24 protein-coding genes and 2 tRNA genes are annotated in these 25,485 nt (G+C 68.9%); 9 read left to right on the top strand and 17 right to left on the bottom strand.

Features of this window, described 5'->3' with window-relative positions:
- Nucleotides 1-32 precede the first annotated feature (32 nt).
- The 3 genes from ABZ463_RS36570 to ABZ463_RS36560 form a co-directional block, all read right to left on the bottom strand.
- On the bottom strand, nucleotides 33-947 hold the full coding sequence (locus tag ABZ463_RS36570; RefSeq protein ID WP_362783702.1) for a hypothetical protein: 915 nt from the start codon (nucleotides 945-947) through the stop codon (nucleotides 33-35).
- Nucleotides 948-1,146: 199 nt separating this feature from the next.
- Entirely contained in the window at nucleotides 1,147-2,814 is a 1,668-nt protein-coding gene (locus tag ABZ463_RS36565; protein ID WP_362783699.1) for a TROVE domain-containing protein, read from the bottom strand.
- A gap of 263 nt (nucleotides 2,815-3,077) precedes the next feature.
- A tRNA-OTHER gene (locus tag ABZ463_RS36560) sits at nucleotides 3,078-3,152 on the bottom strand.
- A gap of 717 nt (nucleotides 3,153-3,869) precedes the next feature.
- Here ABZ463_RS36560 and ABZ463_RS36555 point away from each other — a divergent pair.
- A complete protein-coding gene (locus ABZ463_RS36555; protein ID WP_362783696.1) occupies nucleotides 3,870-4,496 on the top strand; it encodes a hypothetical protein in 627 nt (208 codons plus the stop codon).
- Between the two features lie 420 nt (nucleotides 4,497-4,916).
- Here the strand turns inward: ABZ463_RS36555 and ABZ463_RS36550 are convergent.
- The 5 genes from ABZ463_RS36550 to ABZ463_RS36530 all read right to left on the bottom strand — a co-directional run bounded on the left by ABZ463_RS36550 (nucleotide 4,917) and on the right by ABZ463_RS36530 (nucleotide 8,386).
- A tRNA-Ala gene (locus ABZ463_RS36550) sits at nucleotides 4,917-4,989 on the bottom strand.
- A gap of 113 nt (nucleotides 4,990-5,102) precedes the next feature.
- The gene (locus tag ABZ463_RS36545) at nucleotides 5,103-5,843 is read right to left on the bottom strand and encodes an HAD-IA family hydrolase (protein WP_362783694.1); all 741 of its coding nucleotides are present in this window, start codon (nucleotides 5,841-5,843) and stop codon (nucleotides 5,103-5,105) included.
- A gap of 29 nt (nucleotides 5,844-5,872) precedes the next feature.
- Nucleotides 5,873-5,992 (bottom strand): DLW-39 family protein, encoded by a 120-nt coding sequence (locus tag ABZ463_RS36540; protein ID WP_013130296.1) that lies wholly within the window; start codon nucleotides 5,990-5,992, stop codon nucleotides 5,873-5,875.
- A gap of 343 nt (nucleotides 5,993-6,335) precedes the next feature.
- Nucleotides 6,336-8,051: a pentapeptide repeat-containing protein gene (locus ABZ463_RS36535; RefSeq protein WP_362783691.1), complete on the bottom strand. Its 1,716-nt coding sequence runs from the start codon at nucleotides 8,049-8,051 to the stop codon at nucleotides 6,336-6,338.
- Nucleotides 8,052-8,101: 50 nt separating this feature from the next.
- A complete protein-coding gene (locus ABZ463_RS36530) occupies nucleotides 8,102-8,386 on the bottom strand; it encodes a GNAT family N-acetyltransferase (protein WP_352013554.1) in 285 nt (94 codons plus the stop codon).
- Nucleotides 8,387-8,587: 201 nt separating this feature from the next.
- On the opposite strand from ABZ463_RS36530, the gene ABZ463_RS36525 reads away from it, so the two are divergent.
- The 3 genes from ABZ463_RS36525 to ABZ463_RS36515 all read left to right on the top strand — a co-directional run bounded on the left by ABZ463_RS36525 (nucleotide 8,588) and on the right by ABZ463_RS36515 (nucleotide 10,587).
- Entirely contained in the window at nucleotides 8,588-8,959 is a 372-nt protein-coding gene (locus ABZ463_RS36525) for an STAS domain-containing protein (protein ID WP_362783688.1), read from the top strand.
- Nucleotides 8,960-9,028: 69 nt separating this feature from the next.
- Entirely contained in the window at nucleotides 9,029-9,427 is a 399-nt protein-coding gene (locus ABZ463_RS36520; RefSeq protein ID WP_362783685.1) for an ATP-binding protein, read from the top strand.
- Nucleotides 9,428-9,516: 89 nt separating this feature from the next.
- On the top strand, nucleotides 9,517-10,587 hold the full coding sequence (locus tag ABZ463_RS36515) for a polysaccharide deacetylase family protein (protein WP_362783682.1): 1,071 nt from the start codon (nucleotides 9,517-9,519) through the stop codon (nucleotides 10,585-10,587).
- Here ABZ463_RS36515 and ABZ463_RS36510 read toward each other — a convergent pair.
- The 4 genes from ABZ463_RS36510 to ABZ463_RS36495 form a co-directional block, all read right to left on the bottom strand.
- Nucleotides 10,562-10,990, bottom strand: a complete 429-nt coding sequence (locus ABZ463_RS36510; protein WP_362783679.1) for an NUDIX domain-containing protein — start codon at nucleotides 10,988-10,990, stop codon at nucleotides 10,562-10,564. The genes ABZ463_RS36515 and ABZ463_RS36510 overlap by 26 nt on opposite strands.
- Nucleotides 10,990-11,688, bottom strand: coding sequence for an HAD family hydrolase (locus ABZ463_RS36505; RefSeq protein ID WP_362783676.1), 699 nt, complete (start codon nucleotides 11,686-11,688; stop codon nucleotides 10,990-10,992). Before ABZ463_RS36505 ends, ABZ463_RS36510 begins: the two co-directional genes overlap by 1 nt.
- An 80-nt stretch (nucleotides 11,689-11,768) precedes the next feature.
- Entirely contained in the window at nucleotides 11,769-12,872 is a 1,104-nt protein-coding gene (locus tag ABZ463_RS36500; protein ID WP_352013560.1) for a ferritin-like domain-containing protein, read from the bottom strand.
- 108 nt (nucleotides 12,873-12,980) lie between these two features.
- Nucleotides 12,981-14,288, bottom strand: a complete 1,308-nt coding sequence (locus tag ABZ463_RS36495; RefSeq protein ID WP_362783672.1) for an MFS transporter — start codon at nucleotides 14,286-14,288, stop codon at nucleotides 12,981-12,983.
- Between the two features lie 236 nt (nucleotides 14,289-14,524).
- Between ABZ463_RS36495 and ABZ463_RS36490 the strand changes: the two genes are divergently transcribed.
- The 3 genes from ABZ463_RS36490 (at nucleotide 14,525) to ABZ463_RS36480 (ending at nucleotide 17,602) form a co-directional block, all read left to right on the top strand.
- A complete protein-coding gene (locus ABZ463_RS36490) occupies nucleotides 14,525-15,655 on the top strand; it encodes a M20/M25/M40 family metallo-hydrolase (protein ID WP_352013562.1) in 1,131 nt (376 codons plus the stop codon).
- A 92-nt stretch (nucleotides 15,656-15,747) separates the two neighbouring features.
- Nucleotides 15,748-16,875 carry a glutamate--cysteine ligase gene (locus ABZ463_RS36485; RefSeq protein ID WP_362783668.1) on the top strand — a complete coding sequence of 376 codons (1,128 nt, stop codon included), beginning with the start codon at nucleotides 15,748-15,750 and terminating at the stop codon, nucleotides 16,873-16,875.
- Between the two features lie 64 nt (nucleotides 16,876-16,939).
- Nucleotides 16,940-17,602 carry a nitroreductase family protein gene (locus ABZ463_RS36480; protein WP_352013564.1) on the top strand — a complete coding sequence of 221 codons (663 nt, stop codon included), beginning with the start codon at nucleotides 16,940-16,942 and terminating at the stop codon, nucleotides 17,600-17,602.
- A gap of 42 nt (nucleotides 17,603-17,644) precedes the next feature.
- On the opposite strand, the gene ABZ463_RS36475 is transcribed toward ABZ463_RS36480, so the two are convergent.
- Nucleotides 17,645-19,177 carry an NAD(P)-binding domain-containing protein gene (locus ABZ463_RS36475; protein ID WP_362783665.1) on the bottom strand — a complete coding sequence of 511 codons (1,533 nt, stop codon included), beginning with the start codon at nucleotides 19,175-19,177 and terminating at the stop codon, nucleotides 17,645-17,647.
- A 188-nt stretch (nucleotides 19,178-19,365) separates the two neighbouring features.
- On the opposite strand from ABZ463_RS36475, the gene ABZ463_RS36470 reads away from it, so the two are divergent.
- Nucleotides 19,366-19,908, top strand: a complete 543-nt coding sequence (locus ABZ463_RS36470) for a carboxymuconolactone decarboxylase family protein (protein WP_352013566.1) — start codon at nucleotides 19,366-19,368, stop codon at nucleotides 19,906-19,908.
- Nucleotides 19,909-20,017: 109 nt separating this feature from the next.
- Here ABZ463_RS36470 and ABZ463_RS36465 read toward each other — a convergent pair whose 3' ends face one another.
- The 3 genes from ABZ463_RS36465 to ABZ463_RS36455 form a co-directional block, all read right to left on the bottom strand.
- Nucleotides 20,018-20,257, bottom strand: coding sequence for a hypothetical protein (locus tag ABZ463_RS36465; RefSeq protein ID WP_352013567.1), 240 nt, complete (start codon nucleotides 20,255-20,257; stop codon nucleotides 20,018-20,020).
- A 318-nt stretch (nucleotides 20,258-20,575) separates the two neighbouring features.
- Nucleotides 20,576-22,504, bottom strand: coding sequence for a hypothetical protein (locus tag ABZ463_RS36460; RefSeq protein WP_362783662.1), 1,929 nt, complete (start codon nucleotides 22,502-22,504; stop codon nucleotides 20,576-20,578).
- A complete protein-coding gene (locus tag ABZ463_RS36455; protein WP_362783659.1) occupies nucleotides 22,504-22,743 on the bottom strand; it encodes a hypothetical protein in 240 nt (79 codons plus the stop codon). The genes ABZ463_RS36460 and ABZ463_RS36455 overlap by 1 nt, the downstream gene beginning before the upstream one ends.
- A gap of 1,250 nt (nucleotides 22,744-23,993) precedes the next feature.
- Here ABZ463_RS36455 and ABZ463_RS36450 point away from each other — a divergent pair.
- Entirely contained in the window at nucleotides 23,994-24,743 is a 750-nt protein-coding gene (locus tag ABZ463_RS36450; protein WP_362783656.1) for a DUF2127 domain-containing protein, read from the top strand.
- A gap of 14 nt (nucleotides 24,744-24,757) precedes the next feature.
- Here the strand turns inward: ABZ463_RS36450 and ABZ463_RS36445 are convergent, their stop codons facing one another.
- Nucleotides 24,758-25,036: a BldC family transcriptional regulator gene (locus ABZ463_RS36445; RefSeq protein ID WP_362783653.1), complete on the bottom strand. Its 279-nt coding sequence runs from the start codon at nucleotides 25,034-25,036 to the stop codon at nucleotides 24,758-24,760.
- Nucleotides 25,037-25,485: the final 449 nt, after the last annotated feature.

The following is a 25,485-nucleotide window of genomic DNA, read 5'->3' as shown; positions in this document are numbered from 1 at the left end:
GGATCGTGGGAACGGTGGGACACGTGTTCCGTTCAGTTGGGGATCCTGAACGGGAGCCGGCAGGGAACGAGGTTGGCGCACTTCTCAACCGGTCCCTCAGAGTTGAGTTTCAGCGACTCCTCGCCCCAGCGCGACTGGTTTATCGGCAGGTCACCGAAGTCCACGACCTCGGCCTCCGGAGGGGCGACGACCTTCACCTTCGCGTTCCAGTGGTGGTACCGGGTGTCCACCACGCTGTCGTACGTTCTCGTGACCGTCTTGCCCTTGGGCCTGAATTCCTGTTCGGTTTCCGTGTACCGCGTGACCAGGCGGACGGGAAGTCCGTTCCTGTCGACGAACAGTCTGAACGAGATCTTCAGCTTTTCCGGGTTCATGGGGCCCCGCTCGGCGTACAGATCCTCGGTTCTGAGGGTGCCGCGATACTCACCCGAGTGGAAGGAGGTGGCTTTCGAGATCACGAACTTCAGCCTCGCGGGGCTGAGGACGTCAACGCGTTGTTCGCCGCGCTGGCCGTACCACTGCCAGGTCGCGCTCTTGCCGAACCTGATCCAACTCGTTCCTTCGGGCATCGGCCCCCACTCGAAACCCTGGACATAGGTGTAGCGCCCCACATTGACCGCGCGGAGGGGGGTCCTCATGGTTTCCAGTTCGTCGGCGCTGAGAGTGGCCCTGTTCTTTGGGGTGATCTTCACCTTCTCGGTGAGGTCGTAACCGACCACTCCGGGCTTCCCGAACGCGATCGTGCCGGTGGTTCGGCTGGTGTAGGTCTCCTTCGACGCCTTGACGGTCGTCCGGCTCGTCTCGGAGACCAAGACGCCCTGTCCGGCCACGAACTGCTTCCTGAGAGCTTGGACCGGCTCTACAGGCGGCGCGGCAAGAGCGGTTCCGGTATCGGTGAGTAAAGCCGCGAACACACCAAGCGCGACGACGACGCTGAGACGCTTCATAACGCTCCTTCGGCTAAAGCAGGCGATGAAGATCGTGCCACCCGTGAATCACATACGGATGTCGGACGATCGCGTCCTCATTCATCGGACGGAATGCCGCACCGGAGCTTGAAACGACGGGCCGACCTCTTCTGGCGCGACATGGACCGACCGGAGGCCCCGGCCCCCTTGGTCGGTGGGCCGGGGCTCCGGTCCGGCTCTACGCGCGCACGAAGCCGTTGATGACCAGTGGGAGCGACGCGTCCACACCCGCCATGTTCAACACGCCTTCGTCGTCCGGCTCACCGATCGAGTAGCCGGCAGCGGTCATCGCCGCGACCACGACCCGGGCCCGCGGGTTGACGCTGTCTCGGTAGGCGCGCAGCGCCTGCGACGGGTGAGTCCGGCCGGCCCACGTCTCGTTGTCGGTGAAGACCACGATGCCATCGGCGTGGAACCGCTCACGCCGCGCCCAGACGAACGGGAGCGACAGGTCGGTGCCGCCGCCCGAGGGGCTCCAGGTGGAGATCTCCCGGAGGTTCGTGCGCGGCGTCACCTTGGAGGGGTGGACATCGGTGTCGACGTCGATGACGTGGACGTCACCGTGCTCGATGCGGGCGAGCATGGCAGCCATGGCGCAACCGACCTCGTACGGCGAGCCGACCGGCGACCCGCCGACCCGCACCCCGCCGCCCCAGCTCATCGATCCTGACGAGTCGACGGCGACCAGCAGTCGCTTCCCCGAGGGTTCGACGGCGCCGAAGGCGAGCTCGTACGTCTCCTCCAACGCGTCGGAGACCGCCGGCACCGGCTGCCACACCTGCCGGTCGGCGCGCGGGTTCGGCTGCGCCTGTCCCGAGTTGTAGACGCGGAGTGCGAGCCAGGCGTCCATCGGGTGGATGCGCGCCTTGAGGATCGCGTCACGGTCGGTGAGCCGGGCGACCGCCCGGCCGGTGGCGTCGCCGAGGGGCTTGAGCGCGCCGATCCGGGTCATGCGGGCCAGGTTGCGGATGAGGGCGGTCATGCCGACGGTGTCGATGAGCGCCTCCCACACGGCGGGCTCGCGCAGCATCGCGTCGGGGAGGAACTCCCACGGCACCCGCGCCTCCGTCACGACCCGGACGGCCTGGTCGACCGTGGTGACGGCCTTCGCGGTGAGGAACCGGTCGACCGCCGGCAGCTCGTCACGCGCCTCGTCATCGGTGACGTTTCCGGCGATCCACCCGAACAAGGCCTTCCGCTGCTCGGAGTCAGCGGCAGGGTGGGCGATCCGCAGCACGTCCCGCAGGTCGAACGCCTCACCCTGTGGCGTCTTACGCTGCCGCGCCTTCACCGCCTTGAACGCCACGTGGTCCGGGTCATCCCGCAGGAACCAGGAGCCGAGCGCCGTCCGAAGCGACCGGCCCACCCGCGGCGCCGTACCGCGTGAGGTCGGCTTCCCGCCAAGGTTCTTGTAGTAGCCGAAGAACTGCGCCAGATGGTCCGTCGTCCGGGCGACCTTCACAAGTGCCGACTTCGCCGCCTGGCGCGTGTCGGCGTCCCCCCGGGCGTAGCAGGCAGCGAGCGCGAACAGCGCCGGCCGCGGCTTCGGAGCGCGCGGCGGGCGAGCCGTTGAAATGTCCGTGAGCAGCCGCACAACGCGCGGTCCGTCCTCGGCGATCGCCTGGAACAACACGCCGGCGTTCTCCGCCGTCAGCTTGTCCTCACCCACGTAGTAGGTGCCGCCCGTCGTGCCGAGGATGAGGAAGTCCTCCAGGCGGGTCCACAGATCCTTGGCGAACACGTAGCCGCCCGCGGCGTTGGGCACCTGGTCGCTGCGACCGGGGATCGGCTGAGACTGCGGGGTCGCGACCGTCGACACCGCGGCGAGGGGATCACGAGGAGCCATGGGCGTTTCCTTCCGTTCGACCCGCCCAGAGGCGGATATGCGAAAAGGGGAGAGCGGATGTGGGATCTCCGACCGGCTGTGCCCTACCAAGCTGGGCGATGGGTCAGGCGAGCTGACCCGACAGGACTCGAACCTGAATTCACCATGTGATAACCGACTGGATTCGACCCGCTCTCCCCCGTTCATCAGCCCTTCCTGCGGCGCGGATGTGGAGAGACCGACCGGCCGTTGAACGTGCTGGGCCGCTGCACCACACCACCCGAAGGCGGCGCCGGGATTCGAACCCGGGTCTCCGCTTTTACAGAGCGATAACCGATCGAGATTCGACCCACGCCACCGGCGGACCGATGAACGATCAGGTCTGGAGCCGTCACGGATGTGGGGACGCCCACCGGCCTTTTTGGTGCTCTACCGATTGAGCTACGTGAGCCGAAACCCACGACGGGACTCGAACCCGCAACCGCCCCATTAACAGTGGATAACCGACGAGCTTCGACCCGTGCCGGCACCAGACCTGACCAGCTCATCGGGCCGAGAGAAGGCACGGATATGAGGGCGGACACCGGCGGCATCTGATTTGAAGAGATAACCGATGTCCTTCGACCCGCACCGTCTCCAGGCCCGATGAACTGCATGCAACGCTACCGATTCCCGTGACGCGTCACACCTGAATTTCCGGACGAGAGTGGCAACCGAGGGAAATGTGATCACATCCCTCCGAATGGTGTGATCACGCGGCCGTCCGACGACGGCAGGCTCGTGAACGATGGTCGACGTCCTCGTCATATGCGCCGTAGGTGCGGAGTGAGGGTATATCGTCACGCGAGGCGCGTCTTGTGGTCCTGGTGCGTACGGCGGTGTGGCCCCGACTCTGCGAGTTGAACGCCGACACACCGTCGAAGAGTCGCACGGCCGGAGACCTTGCCGTTTTCACATAACCGGGAGCAACCTCATGAGGACGAGCATCCCTTGAGGCCGCACGGACTGGTGCGACCAGAAGCTGTTATCGGGCCCCACACCCGCGTAGCCGTACGAACAACCGACCAAGGACCACGATGTCGATAGCCGAGAGTCTGGCACTCCTTCACCGCGCCGCCGAATCCGGAACGGTCGTCATCACGGCGTCGGAGCCCGCCTCCACCGAAGCCGTCCGCGACCGCGAGACAGGGCTGAAGCCCCATTTCGGAACCATCGAATGGACGGCTCCGCCCAGCTATCGGGCTTTCCTCGCCGAGCACAACACCTTTTCCTGTAAGCGCTGGGACGCCTCATCCGACCGGTACATCGAGTTCGTCGTCGTCGGTGACGATGCCGTCGTCGAGCTGAACTCCGATCTCGTGCACATGCCCGAGCATGTGGACCGCGGCGACGGCCGGTGGCTGTCCACCAACCACCTGGTCGGCTTCGCCCTCGCCGACGCGGACAACGAGGCGGTCTGGTGCTTCGATGTCACCCAGCCGGACGCGGACGGCGAGTACCCGGTCTACCACCACCACTACGACGACCAGGAAGGGCGTGCCCGCTACGTTGAGGGCGGGGACTGGGAGGACCCGGCCAACTCCACCCCGGACTTCCCCACGTTCGCCGCCTGGCTGGACGCGATGACCAAAGCGTTCACCGCGCCCGAGCCACCGAGCTGGTTCGAACAGCTGGGCTCTCCGGGCTTCCACCCGGGGCTGTAGGAGGCCGTACGGGTAAGGGTTCGATCATGGTCGGCGATTTCCCGGGGGGCGCCGGCACGCCTGTCCACGCGACCTCCAGGAGCGAAGGGTCCCACCCCCGTACGGCGAGCACCGAATTCGTCCGTCGTCACGGCCCTCCACCTGGTCCGCGCGCGCAACGCAGCCTGTCCGGCCATCAGGAGCGCCCACATGAAGGATCTCGCCGTGGCACCGACTCCAACCGTGGTGTCCGAGCCAGGTCGCCCTACCGACGACGACATGCGAACTCGACGAGTCGGCAGGGAGGCCCCCGCGCATCGGGTACGGTCCCGTCTCGGGCCGTGGGAAACGATCTCCCGAATTCCTCCCACCCAGGGAGCGAAGATCATTTCCATGGGGGGAAGACGAGCCGTTCAGGCTGGTCAGAGACATGAAAGCGAGTGGAGCCTAGGAGATTCGAACTCCTGACATCCTGCTTGCAAAGCAGGCGCTCTGCCAACTGAGCTAAGGCCCCGAGACCAGGTCGCCGACCGGCATGTGGAAGTGCGCTCGCGACCTGCTTCAGGCGTACACGGTAGCAACTGGACGCCCTCCGACGCCACTTGACGCATGACCACCGGAGAAGGGTCAGCGGGCGGAGGCGCCCACGGGGGTCTCAGCGGGGCGGTCGGTCAGGACCAGGGAGGGCAGGTCCCTGACGGAGTCCAGGATGTGGGTGGCGCCGCCCTTGAGGAGGCGTTCCCTGCTGTGGGCCCCGGTCATGATCCCGGCGACGACCGAGGCTCCTGCGCGCCGTCCGCAGAGCATGTCGTTCTCCGAGTCTCCGGCCACCGCGACCTGGCGGACGTCCTGGACGCGAAGGCGCAGAAGCGCGCTGAGCACCATGTCGGGCATCGGGCGGCCACGGCCGACGTCCTCGGTGCAGAGCACGAGGTCGAACCGGTCGGACCAGCTCAGGTCGGCCAGCACCCGGCTGATCAGGGAGCGGCTGAAGCCGGTGGTCAGGCACACCTTGACGTCGCCGTCGCGGAGTGTGTCCAACGTCTCGACGATGCCGGCCGCCGGGACGAGGCCGGAACGGCCGATGGCGCCCTCGTAGGAGCGCTCGAAGGTCAGATTGGCCGCCTGGGCCTGAGCCTCGTTGTCGGGGAAGATGCCCCGGAAGACGTCCAGTGTGGAGCGGCCCCGGGACCGGTGTACGTGCACCATGGCACGTGCGTACGCGCCGGTCCCGGGCACGATTCCCTGTGTGGCGATCGCCTCGGCGAACGCCCGTTCGACCATGACGACATCGCCGATCGTGGTGCCCGCCAGATCCAGGCAGACGAGCCTGATGGGGAGCGTTCCCCCATCGTGGGCAAGGACCATGAAAGCACCCGAATCGGTAGCCGCGTTGTTCAGTTCTCGCTTCCTGTGGCCTCAGTCCACAGGTCGAGCTCGGCGCGGTCCGCCTGCACCTTGCGCCAGATCAGCAGTCCCCCAAGCGCGACGAGCGCGAGAACGAGCAGCTTCTTCACGGTGTGACCCCACTTCTTGACGGTCTCACCTGCCGGGGTGAGACAACGCCCGGTTCCAACGTTTTCCCTGCAGCCTAGCAAGGGATCGGGCCATGATCCGGTTTGGGCGACAAGCCGAAGCGGCCAATCACCGTCAACCGGGTGATTCTAAACATCACGCCGTACGGCTCGCATCCAAACGGCCGCAATACGCGACGAGTCGGGCCTCATGGCCGTTCCTGCTTCACCATAACCCCCGGAAACCTCTGGCGGCGCACCCACCCGGGGACGATCTTCCCCAAAGCCCACACGATCAGGAAATATGCGTATTTTCGGGTAGGCGCAGGGGAGGAAAACCGGGAGGTCAGCGCTGTTCCCGCCTTCCGCCGCCCTTGCGACGAGTGCCCCCGGGCCTGGTCAGCGCGTCGCGTCCCCGGTGCACGATGTCCCTGACCGCCTTCAGCCCGGCCTCGTCCCTCGCCGCCGCCAACGCCTCCTTCGCCGCGTCGTAGGCGTCGAGGGCCTCGTGCCAGTCGGCCGCCTCGGCGTCGGTGCCCGCCTGGTCGAGCAGGTCGATCTCCTCGCCCAGCGAGGTCACCTCCTCCTCGACCGCACGCCTGGAGTCCTCGAACCGGGCCCGTTCCCGTACGGCGGCCCGCCTGCGCCGTACGACTCCCAGGGCCATCCTGGCGGCGAGGGCGGCGGCGGCCAGGCCGAGCAGCCACAGGACGACGACCCAGCCGACCGGCATCTCGCTCGTCGAGCCGGAGAGGTCGGCGTCGTCGACGTTGGCCGTCTCCATGTCGGTGACGTTCGCCCCCTGGAAGGACGCGCCCTTGAGGTGGGTGGAGGACAGGTCGGCACCGATGAGGGAGGCGTTCCTGAAGACCGCGTCGAAGTACTGGCCGCTGCTCAGGTCGGCGTGTTCCATCATGGCCCCGGTGAAGTCGGCCCGGTCGCCCTTGGCGCTGCCGAGACGGGCGTCACGCAGGTCGGCGCCCTTGAAGGAGGCCCCCCTGAGGTCGGCGCTGCCGAGGTTGGCCGTGGCCAGGACGGCGGAGCCGAGGTCCGCGCCCGTCAGGTCACCGCTGCCGACGTCGGCGCCGATGAGACGGGCCTGGCGCAGGTCGGCCCCCTTGAGGGAGCGGAGCCTGGCCCCAGACAGCGACGCCTTGCGCAGGATCGCGCGGTCGAGTCGTACGGAACTCAGGTTCAGGCCGTCGAGACGGGCACCGGTCAGGTCGGCGCAGCTGAGGTCGTCGGGGAAGTCGCTGACGCCGGTGAGGTCCCGGCCCGCGTACCGCTGGCCGCTGCCCGGCTCGCAGTTCGCGCCGGGGGCGGGCAGGTCGGTGGGGACGCCCTTGCTGCCCGCCAGGTCGAGGCCGGTGGCGTCGCGCAGGTTGGCCTCGGTGACGTCGGCGTCCTGGAAGGTGGCCCCGTCGGCGGCGGTCGAGTACATCTCGGCCTTGGTCAGGTCGGTCCTGTGGAAGACCGTGTCGATCAGGATCGCGTTGTAGAACCTGGCCCCCGCCGCCCTGACGTCGGTGAGGTCGGCCCGGCGCAGGTCCGCGTAGTAGACGCTCGCCTCGCGCAGGTCGGCCCCGGTGAGCCTGGCGCCGTCGAACTGGGCGTTGTACGCCTTGGCCCTGACCATGCGGACCCCGCGGAGGTCGGCCCCCTCCAGGTGGGCGTAGGCGAACATGGCGTCGTCGAGGGTCGCCTCACGCAGGTCGGCGCCGCGGGCGTCGGCGCCGGGCAGGTTCGCCTCGGTGAGGTCGGCCTCCCGCAGGTCGGCGCCCGCCATGCTCACGGTGGACAGGTCGGCCCCCTTGAGGGAGGCCCCCCTGAGGTTCGCCCGGGTGAGGGGGGCGCGCAGCCGTACTCCGTCGAGGGTCGCGCCGTGCAGGTCGGCGCAGGTCAGGTCGGCGGGCAGGGCGGCCGTGGTGAGGTTCCTGCCGGACAGGTCGACGCCGCTGCCCGGCCTGCACGCCGCCTCGGCCGATGCCGGAGGGGCCTGCGTCACGGCCGCCAGGATCACCGTCGGGGTGAGAAGGGTGAGAAGCCGGAGAAAGACCCGCATTTTCCACTCGCTATCTCCCCCGAAACATCAGGATCCTACCGAAAAGCGGGTCAGGCGTCCTTGACGAGGTCGGCGTAGTCGGGGTGCCGGTCGATCCACTGCCTGACGAACGGACAGCGCGGCACCACCTGGACGCCCTCGGCGCGGGCGGCGTCCAGGGCCGTGCGGACGAGGGAGCCACCCACCCCCTTGCCACCGAACTCGTCCTCCACCTCGGTGTGGGTGTAGACGATGACGCCGTCACGCCGGACGAACTCCAGCTGTCCCGCGTGCCTTCCGTCGATCAACGCCTCGTAGAGGTCGCCTTCGGGTGAGAGCTTGACGTCGACGTGCACGAGAAGTCCTCCTTCGTCGGGCCGCCGGGCGGCGGCCTACCAATCAGCCTCCACCGGAGGGGATTCATTCCCCCGCGGACCACGGAGCCGTGGCGGCCTGGTAAAAGGCACCCAACAGGATTTCCGGTCAACGGTAAACTGGACGGTCACGGCGTCGGTCGTGTGACGCCTTCCGATCCGACAGCCCGCAAAGGTGGCCCCGTGACCACGGTCGTCCGCGTAACCGTCGTCCCCGGCGACGCCCCCGAGGGGATTCTCCTTCTCGCCCTGGGTGGGGAGCTCGACTACACCAACGCCGAACGGCTGCGGCACGACCTGCACGAGGCCGTCGGCCCCGAGCCGCGTGACCTGGTCGTCGACCTGACGGAGCTGAGCTTCTGCGACTCGTCCGGCCTTCAGGTCCTTCTCGGTGTGCGCGAGCTCGTCCAGGCCCGTGGGCGCCGGATCGCGCTGGCCAATCCGCACCAGCGGCTGAAGCGGATCTTCCACCTGACCGGCCTCGCCGAGGCCTTCGGCGTCCAGCCGACCGTCACACGGGCGGTGGAGATCCTGACGAGCCAGACCCCGCTGTAGGACGTAAGTCGGCGGGGACCGGGCAGATGTCTAACGACCACCGGACGGGGCGAGGTCGAGGGGGAAGGCGTGACCGGCGACCAGGAACAGCAGTGGCCGATCGATGAGGATCTCGGTGCCCTGCGGGACTTCCTCCTGCGCAGGGCGGCCCTGGCGGGCCTGCGCGACGACCGCCTCGACGACCTGCTGATCGCCGTCAACGAGGCCGTGATCAACGTGCTCGAACACGGCGGCGGCGAGGGCACGGTGACCGTACGGCACGACGCGGACTGCGTCACCGTCGACATCACCGACACCGTGGGCGCGCTCGGCAGGCGTGACGTCCCGCCCCGACGTCCCGCCGACGCCGTGCGGGGCTTCGGCCTGTGGCTGATGAGTCAGCTCTGCGACGAGTTCACCATCCGGCGCAACGACGGCCGCTCGCTGGTACGCCTGCGGATGTGCCTGGACACCGTCCCCGCCCGGTAAGCCCTCTCCGAAGCTTTGCCTCGCGTGGAGATCGGCACGCGAATCCCGGGGGGATCACCTGGCCATCGTCTGCGCGCGAGGGGGATTCGATGGGCCGTCTCAGGGTGATCGGCGTCGTTGTGGTGGCCGTGGCGACGGGAGCCGCGCTCGCCGGGTGCTCGGGACAGGACGAGGCGGAGAAGGACCCCGCGGCGATCGCCGCCGCGGCGAAGGCCTCGGCGTCCGCGGTCGCGGCCAGGAAGGCGGCCCAGCTCAGGTCCAGGGCGGTGACGGCGGCCCAGGTCCGCGCCAACGAACTGGGGCAGATCCCCGTCCTGATGTACCACCGGGTGGTGGACAAGCCCGGCACCCAGGACGACCGCACCCCGAAGCAGTTCCGCACCGAGCTGGAACGGCTGGCCAAGGAGGGCTACGTCCCGGTGACGGCCGCCGAGTACGTCACCGGGCGCATGGACATCCCGGCCGGCAAGCACCCGGTCGTGCTCACCTTCGACGACTCCTCCCCCTCCCAGCTCTCACTGGACGGGATGGGCGTCCCCAAGCCCGGGACGGCCGTGGCCATCCTTGAGGACGTCGCCAAGCGGAACCCGGGCTTCCGGCCGGTCGCCACCATGTACGTGACGCGCGACATGTTCGGCAAGGCGACGCCCGAGGAGGGCACCGAGATGCTGACGTGGCTGCACGACAAGGGGTTCGACATCGGCAACCACACCCGGGACCACAAGAACCTGCGGGGCAGGCCCGAGGACCAGGTCACCGCCGAGATCGCCGCGGGTCACAAGCTCATCACCGACCTGATCCCCGCCAAGCCCGTCACGCTCGCCCTGCCGTACGGCAACCAGCCGAGCACCAAGTCGTGGGGGCTCAAGGGGACCTCCGGAGGCGTCTCCTACGACTACGGCGGGGTGTTCCTGGCCGGGTACACGCCCGCGGAGTCGCCCTTCAGCAAGAAGTTCGACCCGCAGGGCATCCCGAGGATCCGTTCGATGGACAAGACCGGTGACTGCGCGAAGTTCTGCTCGACCGCCTGGCTCGACTGGCTGCAGGCCCATCCGGACGAGCGCTACACCTCCGACGGCGACGTGAACACGGTCGCCTTCCCGAAGTTCAAGTCGCCCTTCGCGCTCAAGCGCTTCAGCGACCGAATCCTGGCCTACTGAACAGGGCGAGGGTCTCCGGCAGCTGCGAGTGGCGGGGTTCCGGCAGGTCGCCGGGGTCGAACCAGCCGAGCCGGTCGAACTTGTGCGGCTCGCCGATCGCGACCTCGGCGGGGTCGACCCTGACCGCGAAGACGACCGCGACCCAGTGGGAGTCGGGTACGGCGCGCACGACGTTGCGGACGCCGATCGTCTCGATGTCGAGCGCTTCCGCCGAGTACTCCTCGCGGACCTCGCGGGCCACGGCCGTCTCGAACGACTCGCCGTATTCGAGGGCTCCGGCGCCGCAGTCCCAGGTGCCGGGTTCGTCCCGCGCGCCCGTGCCGCGCCGGGCGAGCAGCACCCGGCCCGCGCCGTCGTGGCAGACGAAGACACACGAGACGGATGGTGTACGGTTCCCCTCCATCAGAAGTGGTCCAGTAGCTCGGGGAACGCCCGCAGGGTGAGCACTCCCCGGTCGCCGGGGTCGAGGGTGGCATGTTCGAGCACCCAGGTGTGGGCGTTGGGGATGAGGACGGCGTTCATTCCGGCCTGCCGGGCGGGGATGATGTCCGACTTCGGGGAGTTCCCGATCATCCAGGTGCTCGCGGGTGTCAGCGCGTGCTCCTCGGCCAGCCGTAGGTAGGCGGTGATGTCCTTCTCCGGGACGATGTGGATGCCGTCGAAGTGGTGCGCCAGCTGGGAGGCGTCCAGTTTGCGGCGCTGTTCCGCCTGGTCGCCCTTGGTCAGCAGGAGCAGCCGGTGCCGGGTTCCGAGGTCGAGGAGCGTCTCGGCGACGCCGGGGACGAGCTCGACGCGGTGCTCGACGAGCGCGACCGCCAGCTCGTCGATCCGGCGCCGTTCCCGCTCGGTCGTGGGCCGCTCGTTGAGCCGCTCGAAGCAGTCGCGGAGGCTGCGCAGGAACACCTTGCTGCCGTAGCCGTGGACCGCCGTGTTGGCCGTCTCGATGTCGTTGAGGACGGCGCGGAGTTCGGCCCTGTCGAGGGTCGGATGCTCAAGCCAGTCGAGGAAGTCGTCGATGACCCGCTCGAACAGGACGTTGTTCTCCCAGAGCGTGTCGTCGGCGTCGAAGATGAGCACCCTGCCGGTTGACCGCGGTGGCACGACTCTCCCTTGCTCGGATTTCCGCATGCCGTACAAGAGGTACAGGGCACCCGGAGCAGCGGCAAAGGGTTTTCCCGCCGTCAGGACGCGGCTTCGGCGATGACCTCGTCCACTTCCCGGCGGCGCGCCGCCTCCTCGGCGGCGAAGCGCTCGACCTCGATCCGCTCGGCGATCTCCTCGTCCTGCCGCATGAGGGCGTCGAGGTCGCCCCTGGACATCTCCAGGACGCCCATGTCGTCGTAGGCCTGGCGGATGCGCTCACTCCACAGGCCGATGTCCTTCACGCACGGGACGATCCGGCTGAACAGCAGGCTCTGGAACATCCGGATGTACGGCGAGTCCCTGAGCATCTCCTGGGCCTCGGCGCGGGGGATGCCGAAGTTCTCCCAGATCTCGACGCCGCGCAGCCGGTCGCGCATGAGGTAGCAGCCCTCGATGACGAAGTCCTCGCGTTCGCGCAGCTCGGCCGCCGACAGCTGCGCGTAGTAGTCGCGCAGCGCCAGGCGGCCGAAGGCGACGTGCCTGGCCTCGTCCTGCATGACGTAGGCGAGGATCTGCTTGGGCAGCGGCTTGGTGCTGGCGTCGCGGATCACGCCGAAGGCGGCCAGCGCCAGACCCTCGATGAGGACCTGCATGCCCAGGTAGGGCATGTCCCAGCGGGAGTCGCCGAGCGTCTCGCCCAGCAGGTCCTGGAGCTTGCCGTTGATCGGGTAGACCAGCCCGAGCTTCTCGTGCAGGAAGCGGGAGAAGATCTCCACGTGCCGGGCCTCGTCCATGGTCTGGGTGGCCGAGTAGAGCTTGGCGTCCAGGTCGGGGACGGTCTCGACGATCCTGGCGCCGGTGATCATGGCTCCCTGCTCACCGTGCAGGAACTGGGAGAACTGCCAGGCGGCGGCGTGGTGGCGCACCCGCTTCCGCTCCCGCTCGTCCATCTTCTCCCAGTGCCTGGTGCCGAAGATGGCCAGCGACTGGTCGGGCATGCCGAGCGCGTCGTACGGATCGACCTCGATGTCCCAGTCGATGCGTTTGACCGAGTCCCACTGCTTGTCCTTGCCCTTCTGGTACAGGGCAAGCAGTTTCTCCCTGTTCTCGTCGTACTCCCAGGTGAAGCGGGCGTCGCCGGTCATCGGCACATCCCAGGTCGCCTCGCCTACGGGGGTCGTGTAGAACCGGCCGGTCGACACGGTGATCACCTCCATGGCACGCGGACGTACGCCGTAGGAACGGTTTCACGCGCTCCCTGGGGTGTCAACGGCGGGGCCGTAAGTCCGCAACCAGGGAGAACCCGGTTCTCACACCGCCTCGACCGCCGCCGGGGCCTCCGTTTCCTGGGCGGGGGCGCGCAGCCCGCGCACCCCGGGGAAGAGCAGCGCGGCGAGCGAGGCCAGCAGGATGAGGGCGGCGCAGCCGAGCAGCGCGGGCCTCGGCCCGACCAGGATCGCCGCGGGCCCGGCCAGCATCAGGCCGATGGGGCCGAACATGAGGGACCCGAGGGCGTCGTAGGAGCTGACCCGCGACAGCGCCTCCGGCGGGATCTCACGCTGCATGGTGGTGTTCCACAGCACGCCGAAGACGTCGAAGCACACACCCATCACGACCGCGCCGAGGACGACCGTCCACAGCGGCGCCGAGATCCCGAGCAGCAGGTACGGCAGCGCGGTCGGCAGCGTCATGAGTGTGGCGATCAGGATAGGACGGCTGGGCCGCAGCCGCAGGGTGACGACGATGCCGCCGAGCATGCCGACCGCCTCGCCCGCCAGGACGGCCGACCAGGCCGCCGCCCCGCCCATCTGTTCCTTGGCGACCAGCGGCCCGAGCACGCCGTGCGCGGCCTGCATGGCCAGCACCAGCAGGGAGAACTGCGCGACCACGACCCACAGCCACTGCCGTGAGATGAACTCGCGCCAGCCGCCGCGCAGGTCGGTGAAGACGGAGCGCACGCCGTCGAGGAGCGACGTCCTGGCGGGCCGTACGGTCTCGGCTTCGTCCGAGGCCCGGGCGGCGGCGGGCTTGAGGCGCAGGGCGGCCACGAGCACGGCGGCCAGGGAGAACATCAGGCCGCTGACGACCAGTGCCCAGCCCGCGCCGATCAGGACGACCGTCATGCCGCCCATGACGAGACCGGCGACCCGGGAGATGTTGGTGCCCAGCCCCAGCAGGGCGTTGGCGGTCTGCAGGCGGTCGGCTTCGACGACGTCGGGGACGATGCCGGTCAGGGCGGGGAAGAGGATGGCCGTGGAGACGCCGCTGACGGCCGCCGCCGTCGCCAGGGCGGGCAGCGGGGTCCAGCCGGTGAGCATCATGCCGGCGAGGCTGAGGAAGGCCGCCGCGTTGAGCGTCTCGGCGGTCATCATCACCCGGTCGCGGGGCAGCCTGTCGGCGATCACACCGCCGACGAGCATGAACACCACCATGGGCAGCGACTCGGCGGTGAGGACGACCGACAGGGTCCCGGCCGTCGCGCCGGGCAGGGCCAGGACGCCGAAGGCGAGGGCCACGGGGGCGAAGGAGGTGCCGAGCACCGAGATGGTTCTGGCGACGAGCAGAAGAGAGAAGTCCCGATCCCGGAGCATGCCGAGATCACTCCGGTAGCTGTGCACGTGCCGTCCCCTTAGACCCCAAACCAGAAAGAGAACCCATTCTTCCGGTTCCCGGGTCATATGTCGCATGAATTTCGCCCCCTGTCCAGGAGCCAGGCAACGCAGAAGAAGCCCCAAAAGACGAAATATCCGACAATTGACTGATAGTCAGCACCTCATGTCATCCTCGCGACCACGGCGGCTCCGCAGGACCTCGCGCCCGCCTGACGGCCGGGGACCGCTGCCGAAGGAGTCCGATGAGACCGCTGAGCGTCATGCGATGGGCGGCGCACGAGGACGGCGCGAAGATGATCGACCGGCTGGGGGAGCTGGTCTCGTGCGAGTCGCCCCCCGGTTCCCTCCCCCACCTGCGGGCCTGCGCCGACCTGGTCGCCGGCTGGGGCGAGGCCGTACTCGGCAGACCGGCGCGGCGGGTCGTCAGGGACGGACTGCCCCACCTGCTCTGGGCCGCGCGGGACCAGCGGGTGCTGCTGCTCGGCCACTTCGACACGGTGTGGCCCGCGGGAACGATCAGGCAGTGGCCCTTCGCCGTGGACGGCGACCGCGCGACGGGGCCGGGGGCCTACGACATGAAGGCGGGCATCGTGCAGATGTTCACCGCCCTCGGCCTGCTCGCGGACACCTCACGGGTCGGTGTGCTGCTCACCTGCGACGAGGAGAGCGGCTCCGTCACCTCCCGCGAGCTGATCGAACGCCAGGCCCTGCGCTCGGGGGCGGTGCTCGTCTGCGAGGCCAGCGACCCGGCGGGCGCGCTGAAGGTCGCGCGCAAGGGCGGCTCCCTCTACCGGCTCACCGCCGTCGGCAGGGCGGCGCACGCGGGCGTCGAACCCCAGCGGGGCGTCAACGCCACCGTCGAGGTCGCCCACCAGGTCCTCACCGTGCAGGCGTTCGCCTCACCGGCGGAGGAGACCAGCGTGACCCCGACGGTGCTGACCGGCGGCACCACGACGAACACCGTCCCGGAGACCGCGACCCTCTGCGTCGACGTCCGCGCCTGGACCAGGGACGAGCTCGAACGGGTCGACCTGGAGATCCGCAGGATGACCGCACGGCTGCCCGGGGCCGTGCTGTCCGTCGGCGGCGGGATCAACCGCCACCCGCTGACCCCGGAGGTCGCGCTGCCGCTGCTCGCGGTGGCACAGGCCGCGGCCAAGGACATCGGCCTGCCGCCGCCGGACGGCGCGCACGTGCCCGGCGCCTCCGACGCCAACTTCACCGGCGCGCTCGGCGTGCCGACGCTGGACGGGCTCGGCGCGGTCGGCGGCGGCGCGCACGCGCGGGGGGAGTACGTCGACGTACGGGCGATGCCCGACCGCGCGGCGCTGCTGGCCGCACTCGTAGCGAGGCTTCTGACGACGCCTTCCTGACGAAGGCCCCACATCGGACGGCCGCCCCCAATACGCTGTGATCGGCCGCGCTCCCGCGCGTCCGGGGCTACCGCGAAAGTGGGCGCGACACGATGAACAGGGACAGCCGGCGGATCGGGGTCGAGGAGGAGTTCCTGGTCGTCGATCCGGTCACCAGGTGCGCGGTGCCCCAGGCGGAGGCGGTGCTGCGCCGGGCGGCCGACCGGCTCGGACCCCAGGTGGGCGGGGAGATCACCAAGCTCCAGGTCGAGTCACGGACGCTGCCCTGCCGTACGGTCACCGACCTGTACGGCCAGCTCGCACGGGGCCGGGCGGAGCTGGACGCCTCGGCGGCCGAGGAGGGGCTGCGGATCATGGCCAGCGGCACCCCGGTGCTGGGCGACGTCGTCCCCTCGCCGATGACCGAGGGGCCCCGGCAGGACCTGGGCAACGCGACCTTCAGGGGTCTGCACGACGAGCTGAGCATCTGCGCCCTGCACGTCCACGTCGAGCTGCCGGAACGCGACCGGGCGGTGCTCGCGGGCAACCACCTGCGGCCCCACCTGCCCACGTTGATCGCGCTCACCGCGAACTCGCCGTACTGGTCGCGGCGCGACACCGGCTACGCGAGCTGGCGCACGCTGGTGTGGAACCGCTGGCCGGTCGCGGGGCCTCCGCCGTACTTCACCTCGGCCGACCACTACGACTCCCACATCGCCATGCTCCAGGAGGCCGGGGCCCTGGTCGACGTGGGCACGGTCTTCTGGGACATCAGGCCCTCGGCGCACCAGCCGACGCTTGAGATCAGGGCCGCCGACGTGCCGACCACCGCCGAGGAGTCGGCGATGGTCGCCGCCCTGGTCAGAGGCCTGGTGACGACCTCGCTCACGCTGGTCGACCGGGGGGACCCGGGGCCGGTCGTCTCGGCCGACCTGATGCGGGTCGCCTACTGGCGGGCCGCCCGCGACGGGCTCGGCGGGTACGGCGTTGACGTGCGCACCGGCCGTCCCGTGCCCGCCGCCGAGCTGGCCGTACGGATGCTCGACGCCGCGGCTGCCGGGCTTGAGGAGCACGGGGACCTCGACCTGGTCACCGGCTGGCTGAAGCGCCTGACCGGGGAGGGCGACGGGGCCACCCGCCAGCGCCGCGCCGCCGAGGACGGCGGGCTCGCCGGGGTCGTCGACCACCTCATCACCTGTACGGCCCCGCCCGCCCTCCAGGAGGAGAGCACGTCCGCGTAACGACATCCCGGTCCGCCCGGTCCACCCTTGAGGGGAGGCAGGACGGACTGGGAGGCGTTTTCCGTTGACCGAGACCGCAGAGCACCCGACGATTCCCCTGGACACCAGCCGTAGGCCGCCTTCGGCCATGGCCCACGACGCCAGGGCGTTCGCCGACACGATGACCGCCCGCAGATCGGTGCGGGAGTTCGCACCTGACCCGGTGCCCGAAGGGGTGATCGAGGCGGCCGTACGGGCGGCGGCGAGCGCGCCGAGCGGCGCCAACCTGCAGCCGTGGCGGTTCGTCGTCGTGACGGACCCCGAGCGCAGGCGACGGCTGCGTGCGGCCGCCGAGGCCGAGGAACGGGAGTTCTACGCGCACCGGGCCCCCGCCGAGTGGCTCGACATGATCGCCCCGATCGGCACCGACTGGCACAAGCCGTTCCTGGAGATCGCCCCGGTGGTGATCGTGATCTTCGAGGTGCACCAGGGGCCGCGTACCCCCAAGCCCTACTACGTCAAGGAGTCGGTCGGCATCGCGGTCGGTCTGCTGATCGCGGCGCTGCACCACGCGGGGCTGGCCACGCTGGTCCACACGCCCAGCCCGATGCGCTTCCTCAACGAGGTGTGCGACCGGCCCCCGGAGGAGCGTCCCTACCTGGTGATGCCGGTCGGCTACCCGGCGGCGGGCGTCCGGGTGCCCGACCTGACCCGCAAGCCGCTGGAGGAGGTGATGATCCGCTGCTGAGGCCGCTCCTTCGAGCGGATCATGCCGGGATCGCCCGGCTGCTCAGGTGAGGTTCTCCTCGAAGAAGGCCAGCAGCGGTTCCACGTGCCGTTCGGGACGGCGCCAGTCGGCCAGCAGGTCTTCGAGCAGGTGCCGTTCGGCCACCTGCTCGGTGCCCCGGTGGCGCCGTACGACCGGGTGGATGAACGCGCTCTCCCGCGCCCGGCCGGGTTCTGGGTGCCGTTCGATGGCGAAGACGTCGCCGTAGTCCTCACGCCCCCAGCGCAGCGTGACCGTGTAGTAGTGGGGCTCGTCCCCGAACCGGGAGAGCGCGTAGTCCTCCGGCAGGTCCGTGTAGTGCCTGACCAGCCCGCTCGCCTCGTCGAGCACCAGCACGTCGCACAGGTACTCGAACTGGGTCCACAGCGCCGAGCTCCAGTTCACCCGGTCGAGCACCAGCGCCATCAGCTTCTGCGGGTCGGCGGGAACCGTGTCGTACGGCAGCGCCACCCCCTCGTAGCGTTCGCGCAGCAGGGCGGTGAGCGTGCGCAGGTTGTACCGGAAGCCGTCGATGAAGGCCGAGGACGCCCGGCGGAAGTCACGTGCCTGGGCGATGGTGCCCGCGAAGTAGAGGTCGTCGACGTTGGACGAACGCCAGTCCGGGTGCAGCGAGGGGAGCCTGTCGTCGCGTTCGGTCTCCGGACGGCAGGACGGGTCGAAGATCGAGGTGTCCATCCTGAAGCCGGTGCACCGGATGACCGCGTCGTATTCGAGCACGGCCTGTTCCCCGTCGGCGTGGGTGTAGGTGATGCGAACCTCGTAGTGCTCCCCGGTCCAGGAGATCTCGTCGATCACGCAGTCGAGCACCGAGTGCAGCGTCTTGAACTGGTAGCTGTCCAGGATCGCCCCGTACTGACCCCGTACGTCACCGGGGTGTTTGGTGTTCCACGCCAGGCGCAGCGGTCTGCGACTGGCCAGGTGCACCATCGCCGCGTGGCCGAGGATGGCGTTGGCGGTCTCGAACGCCGAGTTGCCCTTGCCGACGACGAGCACCCGCTTGCCCGCGTACGCCGCCGGGTCGGTGTCCATCTCCTCGTAGCCGACCGCGTGCTCGATGCCCCTGATCTCCGGCACGTACGGCGCGCCCCACCCGGTGGCCACGACGACGCACCGGCAGCGCAGCACGTCGTCCCCGGTGCGCACGAGGAAGCCGTCACCGGAGCGCTCGATCCGGCTCACGGCGGTGCCGTACCGGACGGCGAGGCCGTGCAGGCCCTGGAAGTCGGACAGGTAGCGCACCAGGTCGTCGGCCGCGGGGAGGTACTCGGCGCTGTAGTCGGGGAACAGCAGTCCGGGGGAGTCGTTGAGCAGCGAGTTCCAGTCCCAGCGCAGCCTGATCTCCGGGTCGGTGCTCGTGGTGTGCACCTTGTTGAGGGAGATCAGCCTGCGGTGGCGGGGGTAGGTGCGGAAGAAGCTCGCGGGGGCGTCCGCGCGTTCCAGCGTCACGTAGTCGGCGCCCGCCTGCTGCAGGAAGTAGCTCAGCTGGAGACCCGCTGGCCCCGCTCCGACGATGACGTACTGGTGCGCTTCACTCATGGGTGACATGGCCTCCGCTCGTGACCCCTTTTGACCATGGGGGACCCTCAAAAGACTGTCAATGACGCATAGTTGGCCGGATCAGGACGTGTCGCCTTCTGAGCACTTTCAGCGAAGACACGCGGGATGACGCCGTGTCACCATCGGCCTTCTTCGCCGGTGTTACCGACCCTTCGAGGAGTGACGTCATGGCACACATCGATCTCGGCGTGGACGAACGCGCGTTTCCCGGCATCTCCGGACTCATGCGGTTCAGGCCGGAGACGGCCGGGCCGCTCGGCGCACTGGCCGAGGTACTACTGCGCGGGCCGCACCCGCTGACCGCCGGTGAGCGCGAGCTGATCGCCGCCTACGTCTCCGGTCTGAACGAGTGCTCCTTCTGCTGCGCGTCCCACTCGGCGTTCGCCGCCGCCCAGCTCGACGAGGGGATGACCCTGGTCGAGCAGGTGCGCGTCGACCTGGACGCGGCGCCGGTCTCCGGCAAGCTGCGCGCCCTGCTGCGGATCGCGGGCGTCGTGCGTGGCGACGCCCGCGAGGTGAGCCGGGAACTGGTCGAGGCGGCCCGCAAGGAGGGCGCCACCGACCTGGAGATCCACGACACCGTGTTGATCGCGGCGGCGTTCTGCATGTTCAACCGCTACGTCGACGGGCTCGGGACGCTGGCCCCCGAGGGTGGGGAGGGGTACGAGGCCTCGGCCCGGCGCATTGTCGAATCGGGCTATCTGTCCTGAATGGTGGTCCGGGCCGAAAGGTGATTCCTTCACGGCCCGGACGGATATCTCCGGATGCTACAGAATGGCTAATCCGACATATGTAGCCGACAGCGGATTTATCCGGTGACTAGCGGGAGACCTTGCGCCGCCTCATGAGGCGGTTCCACACGACACCCAGCCGGACACCCCAGATGCCGGCGCCGACGACCAGGAAGAACGTCCCGGTGACGTAGGTCCACCAGCCCCCGCCGTGGGAGAGATCGTGAATGCCGCGGACGATGGAGGAGAGACCGATGATGGGGAGGATGAAGGTCAGAAAAATCCAGGTGCTGCCAGGTTGTCCACCGGATGATTCCTTGGGAGACATACCTCAACTCTACGGCGCGACCCTCTTTCGTGAAACGAATTATTTTCCGGCCTTAACAGGAAAGAGTCCTTCCTGTTAAGGCCGGAAAGGGTCCCTTGTGTGTCGGCCCAGGGCTCCCGAAGCTGCGGTCAGGGCAAAGTAGGAGGCTGACCGGCCACCGGAACCACATCGTTCCAGTTCACGGCTCTGCTGATCTTTAACTTGTGATGTTCGGTGATCAACGGTGCCACCCGCGGTGAATCGCGGGCGGCACCGTACGGGTTCGTGGTGAAACATTCCTTCACGGTCGGGATATGGCGGATGACGTGCTCTCGGCCGTTACCTGCCGGGCGGGGCGATGCGGACGACCTCGGAGCCCGGTGTCACCCGGCTGCCCGTGGTGATGTCGAAGGTGATGAACCCGCTCGCTCCGGGGATGCGCTTCTCCCCGGTCTTGAAGGAGCTCAGGGCGTTGCCGACGTCGTGGTTGTTGGGCAGCGTGTCGGGCCCTCCGGAGGTCAGCTTCCGGTTGTAGGCGTCCTTGACCGCCGCGATCGCGGTCAGCAGCGCGTCATGGGACATGACGGCCCACCCGCTGTCCAGGTCCTTGATCTTGAATCTCTCACCGAACCTTCTCTCGAACTCGGCGTAGACGAAGGCGTTGTTGTTCGTGTTCCTGGAACTCCTGAGATAGCCCGGGTCGGCGAGAGGGACGTAGACCAGCGCGGTGGGCACCTTCGGGTCGGTGAGCTCGGGGGTGTCCCTGGGCTGCGCGGCGCCGTCCGAGCCGGTGATGACCGTGATGAGCTTGTCCGGGCAGGCACGGTTCTGCAGCTCGTGGAGGAACTTCGGCAGGAACGTCTGCCGTCCCGCGTACAGGACCATCTCCTGCCCGCACACGTCCTGGAGAACCGGGTTGCCCCGCGTGTCGAAGTAGAACTGCCTGCGATGGTCCTTGTCGCCGAGGAGGTCGGCGAACTGCTTGAGGAAGGCCTCCTTCAAGGAGGAGGTGTACAGGTCGGAGCTGCCCTGGGGGGTCTCGTCGGTCCAGACGAGCACGGCCTTGCCGCTCAGAGGCTTGCGCTTGGTGTCGCCCAGGTATCCGTTTTTGAAGAGGTAGTCCCGGATGGCCGTGAGCTGGCTGGTGGTGGAGGGCGCGACCCGCAACAGCCCGCGGATCGGCTTTCCCCCGTCGATCGTGCCGGTGGCGTCGAAGCCGTCGGCGGTGATGACGTCGCTGACCATGGAGATGTCCGCGGCGGACAGGGCCCGGGCCGCCTGGATGCTCTCCTGCTGGCTGAGCCCTGTTCCCACGACGGCCACGAGGTGATCCGGGCCCTCGGTCATGGTCTTCAGGTGGTCGACGGCGTGACGCCACTGGGTTTCGTCGCTGCCCATGTTGGCCAGGACCAGGCGGATGTTCGGACGGGTCTGGCTGTCGTTGGCGGCGCGCTGGGCGGTGAGAAGCCCTTCCAGCTGGTGGACGCTCCGGTTGCCCGTCAGCGAGCCCTGTCCGGAACCCATCGGGGCCAGGAAGGCGATCGTGACGTACGGGCCGGTCATCGCTCTTTCGTTCTCCTGACCGATCAGCTCCAGGACCTTCGCGGCCTCCGGGCCGAACACCGTGGAGGTGCCGATGGCGTCGGTGACGCCCACGCACTCGCGGCCCCCACCCTGGCCTGCTCCCCCCTGCCGGACCTCGACGCTCATCAGCGCCGAATCACCGGTGCCGCACTGGCCGTCGCGCACCAGCACAACGGCGGTGGTCGCGGCGGCGGCCACGGTCACACCGACCGCCAGGGAGATGACGATCGTGCGCCGGGTACCGAATCGCGCCGGCAAGGACCGCCGGGCTGTGGCTGTGGCAGCGGGCTGCTGCGGCTCTTGGGCGGAAGGCTCCGGTGCTGTGGCCGCAGCCGGGTCGGCGAGCTGCGGCGGTTCCTGGGAGGAAGGCGGCGGGGAGGGCACGGGTGCTCTGCTTTGCTGGTACAGCCTTTCGCGCGCCTGCGCCCAGGCCTCCACGTCGTCGTCGTTGACACCGCAGGCGCGCACATAGTCCCTGACGAACTGCTCCGCGGGCAGTGTCCGCCTCCCGAGAACGGTGGAGGCGGTGCTGCTGCGGATGCCGCCTCGTCTGTCGATGGTCTCGAAGGTCAGGTTGTTGACCTCTTTGAGGTCCTTCAGCTTCTGGGTGAACTGCTCGGGCGTGGTGACGTCCTTCAGCTCCTCCACCAGTGACCGGACCGGGGCCTTGTCCTGTCCGGGCATCACAGCCACCTGCTTCCGGCTGTTCCGCCGGCCAGCCACGAGCTGATCTGGGCGGCCGCGCCGCCCGTCGCGAGTACCAGCAGGAGGCTCTCGGGCAGCGGCTGGCCGCTCACCCGCAGTACCGCCGTGACGAGGACGACCACGATCAGGACGACGATCCGGTGGCCGGAGGGCATGGTCACCGGGGTGGGACGCGTAGCGGGCGCCGGCGACTTCCGGCGCGGGGTACGGACGGACATGTGGGCCTCTTTCCTGGGCGCGGCGTGGAATCCGCTGCGGTGTTCGTCGGGCGGTTACCGGCCGCCCTTGATCTGTGGTCGTAAGAGTTACGCATTTCCCGGTCACCGGTCTAGATTTCCTGACCTTTCCGTCCTTCGGAATTCTCCGGAAGCGTTCGGTCGTATGCGACTTATAGCCGCGGCCCATTCCGTACGACCGTTCCGAAACCGCGATTCGCGGCCGAAACCTTCCCGCATCGGAGAACCGGACAAAAGAGGGGAAATAAATAAAGGGGCCCCTGCCGGTACAGGGGCCCCACATGTCCCTCGAACGGTCCACGCCGCGCCCAGGAAGACAAGACGGGCATCCGAGGTGGCGGGCGCGCGAGCGCCTCACCGGTCCCAGTCTTGCTTCCTTTGCCTCGCCAAACAAGATCAAATGACTTTCGGGATGATTCGGAAACTCCTCTGAGCTGCTAGAACGTCAATCCATACGCTCACTGGAAGCCGTACGGGCCGCGTCCTGCCGCTCCTGGCGACCGGCCCGGCCGCCTCGGCCCGAACGCGGTTGTGTCGGCCGCCCCGCCCATCTCAACCTGCTGGGCGCGGATTCGGCCCCGTTCCGGATCGGCCCGCAGCCCGGTCGCGTCAACCGTCCAGCATGTTCGACGCCGCCGGGATCGGCCGCCGACGCTCTGGGCCAGGGCCTGAACCCGGCGTCGGCGACGTCGGGAAAGGGCCCGTTTTCCGGACCGGCCGGCCCCCTTCTCAAACAGATCGCTCACCATGTCGTCTTATCCGCCGGGTTCCGCCTTGCTTTCTCCCTCACGGATGAGGCGTTATCCACTGAGGTCACCACAATGTTCAGCGGAGAATGTTAGTTATTCACCGAGCCGGAGCGAGTGCCGGCATCAAGGTCCCGCGCTGCCCGCCATCGACGTCCAGGCCGATGGACCCACCGATCCGTGCGTCGGCTTCGCTGTCGGTCTCGGTGGTGGGTCGTTGACGCGGCCGTCGTCATCTTGGCCCCGGACTCCCGAAGCCGCGACGAGCCGCAAAGTAGGCGGGCCGGTCCAGCTCAGCGAGGGTTTCCCGGGGCCGAGTTCCGGCGGCTTGTCCCGGGTCGGCGTGGGGGACCGGATTGGCGGGGCGATCGGAGTCAGAGCCGTGAAGTCATGGTCCTGTCCGGTCAGCCTCCTACTTGCGGCTTCGGGAGCCCTGGGCCGTGTCGGCCCGTCCGGCGCCCCGGGGACGCGCCTAGGGTGGCGGTCATGGACTGGTCGCTGCTGACCTGCGCCTTCACCGGCCACCGCACCTACGCCCCCGACGAACCCGAACTGCGCGAACGTCTGCGTACGGCGACGGCGGCGGGTGAGGCGTGGCGCTGCCTGCGCTGTGCCGACTTCACCGTGGGACCCGCCCAGGGTGGTGGCCCCGCCGACCTGGCGCCGGACGTGAGCCGGGGCGACCACCTGCGCGACATCGTCGTGCTGCGCTTCTTCGCCGTCGAGCGCCTGTTCAGAACGGTCCTGCTGCTCCTGGCGGCGTACGCGGTCTGGCGCTTCAGGGGAAACCGGGAGCCGCTCCAGCAGATCTTTCAGCGGGAACTGCCGATCCTCGGCCAGGCCGGCCTCGACGTCCAGCACTCCCGTGTCCTGTCCTGGATCCAGGACGCGCTCGGCGCCAGCGAGACGACCCTGCGCTGGATCACCGTCGCGCTGGTCGCCTACGCCGCGGTCGAGCTGGTCGAGGCGGTGGGGCTGTGGCTGCTCAAACGGTGGGGGGAGTACTTCGCGTTCGTCGCGACCGGCGTCTTCCTCCCCCTGGAGATCCACGAACTCACCCAGCGGGTCACCCCGCTACGGCTGGGCGCCCTCCTGGTCAACCTGGCCCTGCTCGGCTACCTCGTCTGGACGAAACGGCTGTTCGGGTTGCGGGGCGGCCGGGCCGCCTACGAGGCCGAACGCAGAAACGACTCCCTCGTCGAGATCGAACGCGCCGCCATGAACGACGGACCCTAGGTGCGTCTCTCGGCCTACGACGTCGAGGCGGCACCGGCCTGGTGATCCTTCTCTTGAGGCCGGAGCTGCGTGGTCATGACGTCGAGGAGGGCCTTGATGTCGGTTTCGCGGTAGCGGCGCTGCCTGCTGGGGGTCCTGACCGAGGGGATGCGCCCGGTGAGGGCCCACCGGTTGACGGTCTTGGGGTCCACCCTGAAGATCCGGGCGACCTCGCCGGGGGTGAGGAGCCGTTCGGTGGTGCCGGGCCCGGTGGCGAAGGTGCCGTCCGGGGCTACGGCCTTGAGCGGTGACATGGGGGCTCTCCTTCAGTGACGACTGCGGTGCAGGATCTCGTCGTGCCAGGCCAGCGCCTCGGCCAGCCGACACAGGGTCGTACGGCCCAGCACACCCGGGCCCCGGCCTTTCGCCGGTCGAGCCGCAACGGTTCGTACCGGATGGCCCACCACGTGGGGAGGCCGGGCAGGTCATGTTGTTCGTACCGCCAGGCGGGGTGGGTGCTGAGGAGCAGGCTGATCAGCCGTCGTTCGTCGCCGGTCATGGTCGTCCTGATTCGGAGGGCGTCGTTTCGGGTCGGGGTCCCGATCGTTCGGGTCAGCGGAGTCCCTGTGGGGAGGGGGCGGGTGCCCGGCCCCGAGCCGGGGAGCACAGGCCGGGCACCCTGGAGGAGGACCGGCCCCAGGACACAGGGCCGGTGCGCCAGACGGCTCCCCTTCCCCAGCACGCCCGGAACGTGCACGGAAAC

The organism is Streptosporangium sp. NPDC020145, from assembly GCF_040631275.1.
In the GTDB taxonomy this organism is placed as follows: domain Bacteria; phylum Actinomycetota; class Actinomycetes; order Streptosporangiales; family Streptosporangiaceae; genus Streptosporangium.
This window is presented reverse-complemented; position numbering and strand designations above follow the sequence as displayed.

Excerpts from the sequence above, each read along its gene's own strand:
- ABZ463_RS36455 (WP_362783659.1), bottom strand. The coding sequence starts at position 22,743 with ATGTCCGTCCGTACCCCGCGCCGGAAGTCGCCGGCGCCCGCTACGCGT.
- ABZ463_RS36535 (WP_362783691.1), bottom strand. The coding sequence starts at position 8,051 with ATGCGGGTCTTTCTCCGGCTTCTCACCCTTCTCACCCCGACGGTGATC.
- ABZ463_RS36475 (WP_362783665.1), bottom strand. The coding sequence starts at position 19,177 with ATGAGTGAAGCGCACCAGTACGTCATCGTCGGAGCGGGGCCAGCGGGT.
- ABZ463_RS36460 (WP_362783662.1), bottom strand. The coding sequence starts at position 22,504 with ATGCCCGGACAGGACAAGGCCCCGGTCCGGTCACTGGTGGAGGAGCTG.
- ABZ463_RS36485 (WP_362783668.1), top strand. The coding sequence starts at position 15,748 with ATGAACAGGGACAGCCGGCGGATCGGGGTCGAGGAGGAGTTCCTGGTC.
- ABZ463_RS36565 (WP_362783699.1), bottom strand. The coding sequence starts at position 2,814 with ATGGCTCCTCGTGATCCCCTCGCCGCGGTGTCGACGGTCGCGACCCCG.
- ABZ463_RS36465 (WP_352013567.1), bottom strand. The coding sequence starts at position 20,257 with ATGTCTCCCAAGGAATCATCCGGTGGACAACCTGGCAGCACCTGGATT.
- ABZ463_RS36570 (WP_362783702.1), bottom strand. The coding sequence starts at position 947 with ATGAAGCGTCTCAGCGTCGTCGTCGCGCTTGGTGTGTTCGCGGCTTTA.
- ABZ463_RS36490 (WP_352013562.1), top strand. The coding sequence starts at position 14,525 with ATGAGACCGCTGAGCGTCATGCGATGGGCGGCGCACGAGGACGGCGCG.
- ABZ463_RS36515 (WP_362783682.1), top strand. The coding sequence starts at position 9,517 with ATGGGCCGTCTCAGGGTGATCGGCGTCGTTGTGGTGGCCGTGGCGACG.
- ABZ463_RS36445 (WP_362783653.1), bottom strand. The coding sequence starts at position 25,036 with ATGTCACCGCTCAAGGCCGTAGCCCCGGACGGCACCTTCGCCACCGGG.
- ABZ463_RS36470 (WP_352013566.1), top strand. The coding sequence starts at position 19,366 with ATGGCACACATCGATCTCGGCGTGGACGAACGCGCGTTTCCCGGCATC.
- ABZ463_RS36555 (WP_362783696.1), top strand. The coding sequence starts at position 3,870 with ATGTCGATAGCCGAGAGTCTGGCACTCCTTCACCGCGCCGCCGAATCC.
- ABZ463_RS36450 (WP_362783656.1), top strand. The coding sequence starts at position 23,994 with ATGGACTGGTCGCTGCTGACCTGCGCCTTCACCGGCCACCGCACCTAC.
- ABZ463_RS36545 (WP_362783694.1), bottom strand. The coding sequence starts at position 5,843 with ATGGTCCTTGCCCACGATGGGGGAACGCTCCCCATCAGGCTCGTCTGC.
- ABZ463_RS36510 (WP_362783679.1), bottom strand. The coding sequence starts at position 10,990 with ATGGAGGGGAACCGTACACCATCCGTCTCGTGTGTCTTCGTCTGCCAC.